The following is a 12,627-nucleotide window of genomic DNA, read 5'->3' on the forward strand; positions in this document are numbered from 1 at the left end:
GGGAGCGCTCCCATGCCAAGGGGGTGCGAGGGAGCGTCAGGGTGACCCCGGCCCGGGCGGCCCGGCACCGTCGGATCCCGGCCATTTCCGGCCGTTGTCCCGGCTGCCGCGGAAGGAGGCGGGGAGGGGAGCGGAGCGGCTCAGGAGCGGGTGCCGCCGAGGGCGCCCCGGTCCAGCGGGCCCCAGTCGCCGTGCTGCCGGTTGACCTCCTCCTCCGCCTCGGTGATCACTCCGGGCGCCACCCAGGCGACCGGCTCCACCTCCCGTACCAGCGGCTCGTTGTCCGGGCCGCGTCCGACCTCCCGGCCGCGCAGCACCCAGGGCCGGATTCCCGGCGCCTTCACCCGGCGCAGATGGCAGTAGTCGTACAGCCGCCGGGCGACCCACAGCCGTACCGGCCGCTCCCCCCACCACGGCTCGACCTCCAGAGCGTTGGCGGACAGCCCCGGCAGGGGGACGCCGGTCAGGTCGTCCGTGCTCACCGCGTCCCTCCCCAGGTCGGCCCGGGGGCCGCGGGACCAGCGCACGTACAGCCGCCCGCCGTGCTCGACCATCCGGGCGAGCTCGTCCAGGGACGAGCAGTGGGGCAGTCCGGGAGGGACGGTCATGGGGGTGCTTCCTCCTCCGTTGCCCGGCGGTGTCCCGCCCGCCGGACGGGGACGCCGGGCTGACGACGGCCGCGTGCCCGGATGCGGACCGGGGAAACTCCGGCAGCCGTGCCCGGCGTGCCGGTGCGGCGCCTCCGGATCCGCTCGCCGGGGCGTTCACGGGATGTGACGAACCGGCCCTGCCCCACAGCGGGATTTTCTCGCGGAGTGACGGCGACGGCCGGGCCCGGGGTCCGCGGTGGTTGCTCCTGCCGGTGGTCAGCCGGTCAAATCGAGTGAAAGGTCCACCCGGTGACCCTTGCCAGGAGATCCGGTGCCCTAAGATCGTCACTGGCCGCTTTCGCGGCACTCGCCTGCGTGCTTCTCGCGTGCCCGGCCCGGCCTCCGCGGCCCCGGGGAACGGGCGTGAGGCCGCGGAGCCCCGGGGGTTCGCGCAGTCGCCGGCGGCCGAGGCGCCGGCCCGGGCTGACGCGATCTGGGAGTGCGAGCGCTGGGTCTCGGTTCCCGCCTACCACGTCGACTTCACCTGCACGGTCTTCTCGGGCGCGGTCCGGGCGTACGTCGTCTGCTCGGACGGAGCCGTGTTCTACAGCAGGATCATGTACGCCGGAGCTCTCTACCAGATGCGCGGCACCTGCGGCCCGCCGTGGACGGTCCGCACCTCCGGTGAGCAGCCGTTGTGATCTCCCGACGACCGGGAGGGAACGGACAGTGACGACGCGTCGGCGCCGCCGACCCGGAGCCGCCCGGTGGGGTCCGGGCGGCTCACCTGCTCCGGCCGCCCTGCCGCAGGTCCCACAGGCCGGTGAGGGCGCGGGTGACCGCGGTGCTCCCCGCGGCCTACCGGGCGCCCCGCCGGGCCCCGGCCGCCGGAACGGGCCGGCCGGTCCCGGGCTCGGTCCCGGTCTCGGCCGCGGCGAGGGAGACCGTGCCGTAGACCCCGTCGTAGCCGGACTCGCGCCGCACCCGGTGGGCGCGCAGCCGTCCGACGGCCTCGGCCACCTCCGGCTCACCGGCCTCCCGCAGTCTCTCCAGGGGCACCTCCAGCAGCAGGGGGAGCTCCGGTCCCAGCGCGGCGGTCAGACTGTCGACCGCGCGCCCCACGGCCTTGGACTTCGGACCGACCCCGAGGATCTCCCCCACGATCTCGGGCAGCGGAACGATCTTCAGCGGCTCGCCGGCGGTCTCCGGCCGCCGGCCGGCCCGGTGGTCGGCCAGCTCCTCGACCCGGTGGAGGACGCCGACCGTCAGCCGCCTGCCGCACACCGGGCACCTGCCGCCCAGCTCCCTGGTCTCGGCCGGGGTCAGCCGTACGCCGCAGGCGCGGTGCCCGTCGAGGTGGTACTTGCCCTCCTCGGGGTACAGGTCCACGGTGCCGGCGTACCCCTCGCCGGTGGCCAGGGCGCGGCGGAGCGCGAAGTAGTCGAGATCGGTGTCGAACACGGTGGCGTTGCGGCCCAGGGCGGGCGCCGAGTGCGCGTCGGAGTGGCTGACCAGCCGGAAGCGGTCCAGAGCGGAGACCCGCCAGTTCATCTCCGGGTCCGAGGAGAGCCCGGTCTCCAGCGCGAAGACGTGCTCGGTGAGATCCCCGTAGCACTCCGCCACGGAGTCGAAGCCGGACTTCGACCCCAGCAGACCGAACCAGGGGGTCCAGATGTGCGCGGGGACGAGGAAGGCGCCCTCCCCGGCGGCCAGGACGGCCTCCAGCAGGTCGCGGGCGTCCATCGCCAGGGCGGGCCGTCCGTCCGAGGCGAGGGCGCCGTACGGGGTCAGGGCGCGGGTGAGCCGCTCGACCGCCTCGAAGCCGGGCACGTGGCACAGGTGGTGGAGCCGGCGGCCCCGGCCGCCGCGGGTGTAGTTGGTGGCGACCTCCGTCTGGAGGGTGAACCGCAGCGGGCCGCGGCAGGTGGGCGGCAGGGTCTCCAGCACCTCGTGGTCGGTCTCGTCCCGCAGCCGGAACAGGCCCGGCTCGGCCGGCACCAGTTCCTCGCGCAGTTCCGCCGCCCAACCGGGATGGGTGAAGTCCCCGGTGCCCAGGACGGTGATCCCCTTGCGCCGCGCCCACCGGGCCAGTTGCCGCAGATCGAGGGCGCGGCTGCAGGCCCTGCTGTACCGGGAGTGGATGTGCAGGTCGGCGTAGTGGCGCATGCCGGGACCTCCCTCGGCGGGTCGTGTTCTCCGTACGCACAACGTGCCCCGTAACCATCCGGGCATGGGGCGGGCGCGGGCGGGCCCGTGCCCCGGTCCGGTGTGCCGGGCGGGGCGGGGAGAGGATGGTCCGGGCGGCGGACGTGCGCCGCCGTGTGCCGCATCACCTCGGAGGTCTCGTCATGGCATGGGCCGTACTGATCGTCTCGGGCGTCCTGGAGGCGGTCTGGGCCGGGGCGCTGGCCGCCTCGAAGGGGTTCACCCGGCTCTGGCCCAGTGTCCTGTTCCTGGTGGCGCTCGCGCTGAGCATGGGCGGGCTCGCCTATGCCCTGCGCAGCATTCCGCTCGGTACCGGGTACGCGGTGTGGGTGGGCATCGGCACCGTCGGGGCCGCCCTGTACGGCATGGCCGTGCTCGGCGATCCCGTGACGGCCGGACGTGTGGTGTGTCTGCTGCTGATCGTCGCCGGTGTGGTGGGTCTGCGGTTCGTGCGGTGACCGGGGGCCGGAGGCCGGGAACAGGGCCCGGGGAATAGGGCCGGACGGAGGACCGTTCGAAGAGATAGTTGAGCAATCAACTAGTAATGTCCGTGACGAGGATGTGAGTACCGTGAGCGCGATGCAGTTCGGGATCTTCAGCGTGGGTGACGTCACCCCGGACCCCACCACGGGGCGCACGCCCACCGAGCACGAGCGCATCCGGGCGATGACCGCCATCGCGCTCAAGGCGGAGGAGGTCGGCCTGGACGTCTTCGCCACCGGTGAGCACCACAACCCGCCCTTCGTGCCGTCCTCCCCGACGACCATGCTCGGCTGGATCGCCGCGCGCACCGAGCGGCTGCTCCTGTCCACCGCCACCACCCTGATCACCACCAACGACCCGGTGAAGATCGCGGAGGACTTCGCGATGCTCCAGCACCTGGCCGGCGGACGGGTCGACCTGATGATGGGCCGCGGCAACACCGGGCCGGTCTACCCCTGGTTCGGCAAGGACATCCGCCAGGGCATCCCGCTGGCCATCGAGAACTACGCGCTGCTGCACAAGCTGTGGCGCGAGGACGTCGTCGACTGGCAGGGCCGCTTCCGCACCCCGCTGCAGGGCTTCACCTCCACCCCCCGGCCGCTGGACGGCGTCCCGCCGTTCGTCTGGCACGGCTCGATCCGCAGCCCGGAGATCGCCGAGCAGGCCGCCTACTACGGCGACGGCTTCTTCCACAACAACATCTTCTGGCCCAAGGACCACACCGAGCGCATGGTCGCCCTGTACCGGGAGCGCTACGCCCACTACGGCCACGGCACCCCCGAGCAGGCGATCGTCGGCCTCGGCGGCCAGGTGTTCATGCGGCGCAACTCCCAGGACGCCGTCCGTGAGTTCCGCCCGTACTTCGACAACGCGCCCGTCTACGGCCACGGTCCGTCGCTGGAGGAGTTCACCGAGCAGACCCCGCTCACGGTGGGCAGCCCCCAGCAGGTCGTCGAGAAGACCCTCGCCTTCCGCGAGTACGCCGGCGACTACCAGCGCCAGCTGTTCCTGGTGGACCACGCCGGACTGCCGCTGAAGACCGTGCTGGAGCAGATCGACATGCTCGGCGAGGAGGTCGTGCCCGTGCTGCGCGAGGAGTTCGCCGCCGGCCGCCCGGCGAACGTGCCCGCCGCTCCCACCCATGCCGCCCTGGTCGCCCGCCGCGGGGCCGGGGCCGAGTCCGCGGTCTGACGCCGTCCGGCGCCCGCCCGTACCGCACCCGTACTGTCCGTCCGTCCCGTGACCGCACGGGAGCACCCGCAGGAGAGCCACTCATGGAACCCATCCGCGTCACGGCCGTCTCGGCCGGCCTCGGCCGCCCGTCCGCCACCCGTCTGCTGGCCGACCGGCTGGCCCGGGCCGCCGAGCGGCGGCCGGCGGACGGCGAACGCCCGGTGGAGACGCGGGTGGTCGAGCTGCGCGACCTGGCCACCGACATAGCCCACAACATGGTGACCGGCTTCCCCGGCCCCGCCCTGCGCGAGGCGATCGCGGTGGTGACGGAGGCGGACGGGCTGATCGCGGTCACCCCGGTCTTCACCGCCTCCTACAGCGGACTGTTCAAGTCCTTCTTCGACGTGATCGACAACACCGCGCTGCGCGGCAGGCCGGTCCTGCTCGCCGCGACCGGCGGCACACCGCGGCACTCCCTCGTCCTGGAGCACGCGATGCGCCCGCTGTTCGCCTATCTGGGGGCGATCACCGTGCCCACCGCCGTCTACGCCGCGTCCGGGGACTGGGGCGGCGGGGGCGGGCCCGAGGGCGAGCTGGCCGCCCGGATCGAACGGGCCGCCGGGGAACTGGCGGACCTGGCCCGGGCCCGGCCCCGGACCGCCCGCCCGGCGGGGGCGGACGGCGGGGAGGAGCCGGACGCGGGCACCGTCGTCCCGTTCGAGCAGCAGCTCGCCTCCCTCGGTCTCGGCTGAGCCCGGCGCGCCCGGCCGGCGCCGCACGCGGCCCGGTGCGCCGGCCGGGCCGATACTGGGAGGCGTGGACCGTGCGGAAGGAGCGACCGGACCGGCCGGCGGGGCCGTCGACGAGTACGTACGCCGCCGCCCGGCCGCCCCGCTGCGCCCGTACGTGGCCTGGTACACCGGCTACCGCCAGGCCGGCCTGGCGCCGGCCCGCCACTGCGGCCTGCCCTCCCCGTACCTGACGCTGATCCTCACCCTGGACGACCGGCTCACCGTGGCGGGGCACAGCGATCCCCGGCGTCCGCCGACCGACTACGACACGCTGCTCGGCGGCCTCCACACGGCCCCCACCCTGATCACCCACCCCGGCCGGCAGTCCGGTGTGCAGCTGGCGCTCGGCCCGCTGGGCGCACGGGCCCTGCTCGGCGTGCCGGCCGGCGAGCTCGCGCACACCGACCTCCCGGCCGACGCCGTGCTCGGCCCGCGCTGCGCCGAGCTGCACGACCGGCTGCGCCGGGCCGGCACCTGGCCGGAGCGGTTCGCCGTACTGGACCGGCTGCTGCCGCGGCTGCTGCGGTCCGCGCCGCGGGCACCGGCCGTGTCGCCGGAGGCGCCGCCGGAGGTCGCCCACGCCTGGCACCGGCTGCTGTCCTCGGCCGGTGCCGTGGCCGTCTCGGCGCTGGCCGCCGAGACCGGCTGGAGCGCCCGCCACCTCACCGCCCGCTTCCGCGCCGAGACGGGACTGACGCCCAGGGCCGCGGCCCGGGTGGTCCGCTTCGACCGGGCGCGCCGGCTGCTGGCGGTCCGGGCCGTACGGCGGGACGTCCCTCCGGACGCGGCCCGGCCCGGCGTCCCGCCGCGCGGCCTGGACCTGGCCGGGCTGGCCGCCGGGACCGGCTACTTCGACCAGGCCCATCTGGCCCGGGAGTTCCGCGCCCTGGCCGGCTGCGCGCCCAGCCGCTGGCTGGCGGAGGAGTTCCGAAACGTACAAGCCGCCCCGCCGGCCGCGACGGAAGAGTGGGAGGGGCAGGGGCTCACCGGACACCGGTGAGCCGGGAACCCACTTCGGAAGGACGAGCACCGATGGACGGCACGACACCGGCACCCCAGGTGTGGCCGACACTGCGCGCCCGTGACGCGCGGGCGCTGATCCGCTTCCTGGCCGACGCGTTCGGCTTCGCCGAGACCCTGGTCATGACGGACGGGGAGCACGTCCACCACGCCGAACTGTCCTGGCCGGAGGGCGGCGGGATCATGCTGGGCTCGGTGCGCGGCGGCGCCGGGGACTCCTGGCCGCTGGAGCCGGGCAGCTTCGGCGCGTACGTCGTCACCGCCGACCCCGACGCCCTCTTCGCCCGGGCGGTGGCCGCCGGGGCACGGGTGGTGCGCGAGCCGTACGACACCGACCACGGCTCCCGCGACTTCGCCGTGCGCGACCCGGAGGGCAACCGCTGGCAGTTCGGCACCTACCGGGGCGCGCCGCGCCGGGCGCCCGAAGCGGCGGGACCGGCGGAGAGCGGCTGATCCGGTCCCGGCGGGCCGGTTCGCGGGTGCCGAAACGCGGAACCGGGGTACCCGTCCGGTTCCACGTTCCGCACCCGGACGGGAGGCCGCACGATGACCACCACAGTCGGTAACCCCGGCAGCACGACAACCGAGTACAAGCGGTCCGCCAGCCACTTCACGGACCGCATCACGGCCGACGGCAGGGAGGGATGGCCGGCGGAGGCCGGACGGTACCGGCTGGTGGTCAGCCGGGCCTGTCCCTGGGCCAACCGCTCGCTGATCGTCCGGCGGCTCCTCGGCCTGGAGGACGCGATCTCGCTGGCGGTCACCGACCCCCTGCAGGACGAGCGGAGCTGGCGCTTCACCCTCGACCCGGACGGCCGGGACCCGGTGCTGGGCATCGCCTTCCTCGCCGAGGCCTACCAGGCCCGCGAGCCCGGCTACGACGGCGGGATCAGCGTCCCGGCGATCGTCGACGTCCCCAGCGGGAAGGTCGTCACCAACGACTACCAGCGGATCACCCTCGACCTCGCCACCGAGTGGACCGCGCTGCACCGCGAGGGGGCGCCCGACCTGTACCCCGAGCCGCTGCGCGACGAGATCGACACGGTGATGGAGGACGTCTACCGGAACCTCAACAACGGCGTCTACCTGGCCGGGTTCGCCAAGTCCCAGCGGGCCTACGAGCGGGCCTGCCGGAACCTGTTCGCCTGCTGGGACCGGCTCTCCGAGCGCCTGGCCGACCGGCGCTACCTGGTCGGGGAGAGCATCACCGAGGCCGATGTGCGGCTGTTCACCACGCTGGTCCGCTTCGACGCGGTCTACCACGGCCACTTCAAGTGCAACCGCAACAAGCTCAGCGAGGACCCGGTGCTGTGGGCCTACGCCCGCGACCTGTTCCAGACCCCGGGCTTCGGCGACACGATCGACTTCGACCACATCAAGCGCCACTACTACCAGGTGCACACCGACGTCAACCCGACGCAGATCGTGCCGCTCGGCCCGGACCTGTCCGCCTGGCTGACCCCGCACCACCGTGCGGAACTGGGCGGCCGGCCCTTCGGTGACGGCACCCCGCCCGGCCCGGTCCCGGTGGACGAGGAGGTGCCGCCGCAGGGCCGCGCCGTGCGGGACTGACCGCCCGGGACGCGGCTCAGTCGCCGAGGAGACCGGTGGGCGGCTCGACGGTGTGGAAGCACTGGGTGCACACATAGCCGCCCAGCGGCCCCTCCTGGACCGCCCATCCGCACTGGCCGCAGTGCATCAGGGCGACGTCGTGGGCGGGGACCTCCGAGGGGAAGGGGGTCATCCGCTCGCCCCGCAGTTGCCGCAGGCCCAGCGCCCGTCGGGGCCCTGTATCACCTTGGCGCCGCACGTGGTGCAGTTCACCGGCAGTTCTCCCTCCGCCGTTGTCGCCCGCCACGTTCGTCCGTATCCGTCAGTCGCTGTCCGCCGCGTCCGGTCGTGCCCGTCATTCTCCGCCAGGGCTGCCCGAAATCACGGTAGCCCAGGGCGTGTTGAGGGGGTGAGACGGCTTTCGGACCGCGCGGCGCCGGGAGCGTGCCGCCGGTGCGGCGCACTCCGGTGCCGCCGGCCGCGCGTGGCGGCGGGACGGGACCCCGGCGGGCGGGACCGGCGAGGGCTGCGCGGGTTGTGAGGAACGCCACTCGGCGGCCCGCCTCCGTACTCCCGCGCGGAGGCGGGCCGCCGCCGGTCCCGCCGCCCGCCGAACCGCCTGCGGGGATCCGGCCGTTCCGGCTTCCGGCGGTGCCGCGGCAGCCCGTTCCGGCTCGTGTCCTCCTCCGGGTCCGCCGCCGTACCATGCCAACGGCGGTGGTGCCTGCCCGCGGCGGGGCCGCCGCCGGAACCGGCCCGGTGGCCCGGACGGGGCCGGTTACCATCGAAATCCGGAACCTGCCCTTCCGAATGCGGGACCAAAGTGTCTGATGAACTGTCCTCCGTCATAGCCGCCACCGCCCGGTGGCTGGTCCGGTCCTACCCCACCGCCGGCGGCGTCTTCAGCGCGGCCCTGGCCGAGGCCCAGGCACGCCAGGCCGTCACCGTGGCGGCCTGGCTGCGCTACCCGACCCCGCTGGACGCCGCGCTGGTCGCGGTGGCGGGACCGGGCGGCGCCCGGCGGCTGGACCGGATCACCGGCTCGGCGCCGCCGGAGACCGGGGAGCGGGCGGAGGAGGCCGCCGGGCTGTCGTGGATCCCCGCGCCCCGGGACCCCGGCGACGACGGGGACGCCTGGCGCACCTGGGTGGACGAGGTCCTGGCGAGCTGGGCCGCCTGTCTGCTGACCTCGCCCCGGCTGGCGCGGGAGGCGGCGGCCGCCGCCTCCCGCGGCGAGCACGCCCGCGGCCTGGCCGTCGACTTCCGCAGGCTGACCGCGCCCGACGAGTACGACCGCCGGGCCGCCCCCCTGCTGCGGCACCCGGACCTGCTGGCACCGGTCGCCGGGCTGCACCGCGCCGAGTTCCTGCGGTGCCTGCGCTCCCTGCGGGGCCCGGAGGTCCCGGAGGCCGGGGCCGCGCCGGCCGGGTGAACCGCCGGACGGGCCCGCCCGGCGGCGCTCAGCGGCCCGGCAGCCGCACCACGGTGACGAAGAACTCGTCGATCTGGCGGACCGCGGAGATGAACTGCTCCAGGTCGACCGGCTTGGTGACATAGGCGTTGGCGTGCAGCCGGTAGCTGCGCAGCACGTCCTCCTCGGCCGAGGAGGTGGTCAGCACCACGACGGGGATGACGCACAGCTCAGGGTCGGACTTGATCCGGGCCAGCACCTCCCGCCCGTCGTACTTCGGCAGGTTCAGATCGAGCAGGATCAGGTCGGGGCGGGTGGCGTCGGTGTACCTGCCCCGGCGGTAGAGGAAGTCCAGTGCCTCCTGCCCGTCCCGGACCACGTGCAGAACGTTGCGGATCTTGTTGTCCGCGAACGCCTCCCGGGTGATGAGCACGTCTCCCGGATCGTCCTCGACGAGCAGGATCTCGATGGGGGTGGCGGGGGTGGTCACGCGGGTGCTCCAGAGGAAGGGGGCCGGGACGGGGAAGGGGACCGCGAGGGTGGTTCGGGCCGCGGTGCGGGAGGCCGGGCGGCGGGCAGCGTGAAGAGGATCCGGGCGCCCTCGGTGCGGTCGGTGTCCAGTTCGATGCGGCCGCCGTGCTGCTCGACGATCTTCCGGCACAGGGCGAGCCCGATCCCGGTGCCCTCGTACTCCTCCCGGCTGTGCAGCCGCTGGAAGATCACGAAGATCTTCTCGGCGAACTCCGGGGGCACGCCGATGCCGTTGTCCGCCACGCCCAGCAGCCACCGGCCGTCCCGCTCCCGGGCGGTCACGGTGACGCACGGCGGCCGGTCGGGGTGGCGGAACTTCACCGCGTTGCCGATCAGGTTCTGCCACAGCATGGTGAGCGTGGTCGGGTCGCCGATCACCTCGGGGAGCCGGTCGGGGCGCTCGATCCGGGCGCCGGACTCCTCGATCGCGGCGGCGAGGTTGGCCAGGGCGCGGTCGAGCGCCGCGTCCAGCGGCACCGGCCGGGGATCCTCGCCGGCCCGGCCCACCCGGGAGAAGGCCAGCAGATCGTTGATCAGCACCTGCATGCGGGTGGCGCCGTCGACGGCGAAGTCGATGTACTGCCTGCCGCGGTCGTCCAGCGCTTCGCCGTAGCGCCGCTCCAGCAGCTGGCAGAAGGATGCCACCTTCCGCAGCGGCTCCTGCAGGTCGTGGGAGGCGACATAGGCGAACTGCTCCAGCTCCGCGTTGGAGCGGCGCAGCTCGGAGGCCTGCGCGTCGAGGTCGGCGGTCTGCCGGGCGAGCAGTTCCTCGCGGGAGCGGGTGGCTTCCAGCTCGTCGACGATCCGCCGCCGCATGTCCTCCACGGCGGCGCTCACGGCCCGCAGATCGGAGGGGCCGTGGGAGTGGATCCGCTGCTCGAACGCGCCGCCGGCCACCCGTCGCGAGGCGACGCGCAGTCTGCGCAGCGGGCGCTCCACCATGCGGTTGAGCAGCACCGCCAGTGCGACGCCCGTCCCGATGAAGGCGGCCAGCATGACGCCGAAGGTCCAGTCCCGCAGCCGGCGTATCCTGAGCAGCTCGGCCCGCCCGGCGTCGCGGGCCTCGTCGAAGTGCCGGTTCTGGACGTCGAACAGGGCGCGCAGCCCGTCGAACTGCCGGCGGCTCTCCTGCAGTGCCTGACCGTCCCGGCTGATGTCCTCGCCGCGCTGCACCCGCTCGATCAGCGGTTCGGCCTGCATGCGCCGCCACTGCCGCGCGCCGCCCGACACGGCGGCGAGGTCGTCGGCCAGCTCCCGGTCGGGGGTCACCAGGGGACGCAGCTCCGCGAGGAGCCGCCGCTCCTCGCGGACGCCCTGGTCATAGGGCTCCAGGAACTGCTCGTCCCCGCTGAGCGCGTAACCGCGCACCGCGGTCTCCTGGTCGAGCAGGGCCGCCTGGAGCTGGGAGGCGGCGCTCTGCGCGGGCTGGACGCGGCCGGCCAGGTCGTCGGAGCGCGCCACGGTGCGGGAGAGGAGCTCCGCGCCGACCACCGCGCAGCCGATGACCAGCAGCAGCATCACCGACAGCACCAGACGGACCCAGTCCTGGACGGTCAGCCGTCCGACCAGGCCGCGGTCTGTGCCCCGGGGCTCCCGGGGCTCCCGGGGCTCTCCGGGCTCCCGTGCCGCCCGCCGTTCCCGCGCCGCCGCGGAGGCCCGCCTCACGACGCGGACTCCCCCCAGCCCAGCTGGACGACGGCGACATCGTCGGCGAGACCGCCGTACGCGGCGGCGGCCGCGGTCGCCTCGTCCACCAGGGTGTCGACGAAGGCACGGGCGGTCAGGGCGGCATGGCGCCGGGCGAGTTCCAGCAGTCCCTCCTCGCCGAGCCGCCGGTCCGACCGTACCCGGCCCTCGAACAGTCCGTCGGTGAAGAGCACCACGGCCGCGTCGGCGGGCAGCGGCAGGGTGCTCTCCACCCAGTGGGAGGCACCGGGCACCAGGCCGAGCGCCGGACCGCCCTTGGGCTCCTCCCAGCGCACCTCGCCCCGCGAGCGGACCAGCATGCCGTGGTGCCCGGCGCGCACCACGCGCACCGAGCGGCGGCCGGGCGGCAGGGCGAGCGCGGTGAGGGTGGCGAACACCTCCGCCTCCGACCGCTCGGCCACGGCGATCTGCTCCAGCAGCCGGGCCAGCTCCGGCCCGGTGGTGCCGCACAGCACCGCCGTACGCCAGGCGACGCGCAGGCACACCCCCAGCGCGGCCTCGGCCGCGCCGTGCCCGGAGACATCGCCGATCACGGCGTGCACGGTGCCGTCCGGGGTCTGCACCACGTCGTAGAAGTCCCCGCCGAGCAGGGACTGGGTGCGGCCCGGCTCGTACCGGGCGGTCACCCGCACCTCGTCGGTGTGCAGCAGGGGGACCGGCAGCAGACCGCGCTCCAGCCGCGCGTTCTCCTGGGCGCGCAGCCGGCCGGCCTGGAGGTCGGAGGCCGCCTGCTCGACCTGCTTGCGCTGCAGGGCGTAGCGGACGGCCCGGTTGAGCAGCTCCGGGTTCAGCCGGCCCTTGACCAGGTAGTCCTGCGCGCCCGCGGCGACGGCGGCCAGCCCGGCCTCGCTCTCGGCCAGCCCGGTGAGGACCACGACGGCCGCGTGCGGCGCCCCGGCCAGGATCCGGGTGACCCCGTCGAAGCCCTGGGCGTCCGGCAGGTGCAGGTCCAGCAGGACGCAGACGGACCCGGTCCGGTCGGCCAGCACCTCCTGCGCCTCCGCCACCGTCCGGCACCAGGTCAGCTCGGCCTCCAGCCCGCAGTCGGAGAGCAGTTCCTCGACCAGCAGCGCGTCCCCCGCGTCGTCCTCCACGAGGAGCAGGAGGGCGCTGTCGCGGCCCCGGGCCGCGCGGTCGGTGCCACCGATCGCCCTGCCCCGGAACG

At 74.8% G+C, this 12,627-nt stretch carries 14 protein-coding genes; 8 read left to right on the forward strand and 6 right to left on the reverse strand.

The annotated features are described in order from the left end of the window. Positions 1-140 precede the first annotated feature (140 nt). Positions 141-608, reverse strand: coding sequence for a DUF6098 family protein (locus tag V1L54_RS17810; protein WP_330119022.1), 468 nt, complete (start codon positions 606-608; stop codon positions 141-143). A gap of 368 nt (positions 609-976) precedes the next feature. Here V1L54_RS17810 and V1L54_RS17815 point away from each other — a divergent pair, with 368 nt between their 5' ends. Then, complete coding sequence (locus V1L54_RS17815; RefSeq protein ID WP_330119023.1) at positions 977-1,291, forward strand: hypothetical protein; 315 nt, start codon at positions 977-979, stop codon at positions 1,289-1,291. A 157-nt stretch (positions 1,292-1,448) separates the two neighbouring features. Here the strand turns inward: V1L54_RS17815 and V1L54_RS17820 are convergent, their stop codons facing one another. Next, the gene (locus V1L54_RS17820; RefSeq protein WP_330119024.1) at positions 1,449-2,756 is read right to left on the reverse strand and encodes an endonuclease Q family protein; all 1,308 of its coding nucleotides are present in this window, start codon (positions 2,754-2,756) and stop codon (positions 1,449-1,451) included. Between the two features lie 182 nt (positions 2,757-2,938). Between V1L54_RS17820 and V1L54_RS17825 the strand changes: the two genes are divergently transcribed. From V1L54_RS17825 to V1L54_RS17850, 6 genes are all read left to right on the forward strand, one after another. Continuing rightward, the gene (locus tag V1L54_RS17825; protein WP_330119025.1) at positions 2,939-3,253 is read left to right on the forward strand and encodes a DMT family transporter; all 315 of its coding nucleotides are present in this window, start codon (positions 2,939-2,941) and stop codon (positions 3,251-3,253) included. Positions 3,254-3,374: 121 nt separating this feature from the next. Further along, on the forward strand, positions 3,375-4,469 hold the full coding sequence (locus V1L54_RS17830; RefSeq protein WP_330119123.1) for an LLM class flavin-dependent oxidoreductase: 1,095 nt from the start codon (positions 3,375-3,377) through the stop codon (positions 4,467-4,469). Positions 4,470-4,552: 83 nt separating this feature from the next. Then, positions 4,553-5,203 carry an FMN reductase gene (locus V1L54_RS17835; RefSeq protein ID WP_330119026.1) on the forward strand — a complete coding sequence of 217 codons (651 nt, stop codon included), beginning with the start codon at positions 4,553-4,555 and terminating at the stop codon, positions 5,201-5,203. Between the two features lie 64 nt (positions 5,204-5,267). After that, complete coding sequence (locus tag V1L54_RS17840) at positions 5,268-6,242, forward strand: DUF6597 domain-containing transcriptional factor (RefSeq protein WP_330119027.1); 975 nt, start codon at positions 5,268-5,270, stop codon at positions 6,240-6,242. Positions 6,243-6,274: 32 nt separating this feature from the next. Further along, on the forward strand, positions 6,275-6,715 hold the full coding sequence (locus tag V1L54_RS17845) for a VOC family protein (protein WP_330119028.1): 441 nt from the start codon (positions 6,275-6,277) through the stop codon (positions 6,713-6,715). A gap of 93 nt (positions 6,716-6,808) precedes the next feature. Then, entirely contained in the window at positions 6,809-7,834 is a 1,026-nt protein-coding gene (locus V1L54_RS17850) for a glutathione S-transferase family protein (RefSeq protein WP_330119029.1), read from the forward strand. A 16-nt stretch (positions 7,835-7,850) separates the two neighbouring features. On the opposite strand, the gene V1L54_RS17855 is transcribed toward V1L54_RS17850, so the two are convergent. Further along, positions 7,851-8,120 (reverse strand): hypothetical protein, encoded by a 270-nt coding sequence (locus tag V1L54_RS17855; protein ID WP_330119030.1) that lies wholly within the window; start codon positions 8,118-8,120, stop codon positions 7,851-7,853. A 516-nt stretch (positions 8,121-8,636) separates the two neighbouring features. On the opposite strand from V1L54_RS17855, the gene V1L54_RS17860 reads away from it, so the two are divergent. Further along, on the forward strand, positions 8,637-9,245 hold the full coding sequence (locus V1L54_RS17860) for a hypothetical protein (protein ID WP_330119031.1): 609 nt from the start codon (positions 8,637-8,639) through the stop codon (positions 9,243-9,245). Between the two features lie 28 nt (positions 9,246-9,273). On the opposite strand, the gene V1L54_RS17865 is transcribed toward V1L54_RS17860, so the two are convergent. From V1L54_RS17865 to V1L54_RS17875, 3 genes are all read right to left on the reverse strand, one after another. After that, positions 9,274-9,714, reverse strand: coding sequence for a response regulator (locus V1L54_RS17865; protein WP_330119032.1), 441 nt, complete (start codon positions 9,712-9,714; stop codon positions 9,274-9,276). Then, positions 9,711-11,273 (reverse strand): sensor histidine kinase, encoded by a 1,563-nt coding sequence (locus V1L54_RS17870; RefSeq protein WP_330119124.1) that lies wholly within the window; start codon positions 11,271-11,273, stop codon positions 9,711-9,713. The genes V1L54_RS17865 and V1L54_RS17870 overlap by 4 nt, the downstream gene beginning before the upstream one ends. A 143-nt stretch (positions 11,274-11,416) precedes the next feature. Then, entirely contained in the window at positions 11,417-12,610 is a 1,194-nt protein-coding gene (locus V1L54_RS17875) for a PP2C family protein-serine/threonine phosphatase (RefSeq protein WP_330119125.1), read from the reverse strand. Positions 12,611-12,627 lie beyond the last annotated feature (17 nt).

It is taken from the genome of Streptomyces rubellus, assembly GCF_036323805.1.
Lineage (GTDB): Bacteria > Actinomycetota > Actinomycetes > Streptomycetales > Streptomycetaceae > Streptomyces.

Coding starts and splice junctions, on each gene's coding strand:
- V1L54_RS17835 (WP_330119026.1), top strand. CDS start 4,553: ATGGAACCCATCCGCGTCACGGCCGTCTCGGCCGGCCTCGGCCGCCCG.
- V1L54_RS17830 (WP_330119123.1), top strand. CDS start 3,375: ATGCAGTTCGGGATCTTCAGCGTGGGTGACGTCACCCCGGACCCCACC.
- V1L54_RS17850 (WP_330119029.1), top strand. CDS start 6,809: ATGACCACCACAGTCGGTAACCCCGGCAGCACGACAACCGAGTACAAG.
- V1L54_RS17870 (WP_330119124.1), bottom strand. CDS start 11,273: ATGCTGCTGCTGGTCATCGGCTGCGCGGTGGTCGGCGCGGAGCTCCTC.
- V1L54_RS17820 (WP_330119024.1), bottom strand. CDS start 2,756: ATGCGCCACTACGCCGACCTGCACATCCACTCCCGGTACAGCAGGGCC.
- V1L54_RS17810 (WP_330119022.1), bottom strand. CDS start 608: ATGACCGTCCCTCCCGGACTGCCCCACTGCTCGTCCCTGGACGAGCTC.
- V1L54_RS17825 (WP_330119025.1), top strand. CDS start 2,939: ATGGCATGGGCCGTACTGATCGTCTCGGGCGTCCTGGAGGCGGTCTGG.
- V1L54_RS17845 (WP_330119028.1), top strand. CDS start 6,275: ATGGACGGCACGACACCGGCACCCCAGGTGTGGCCGACACTGCGCGCC.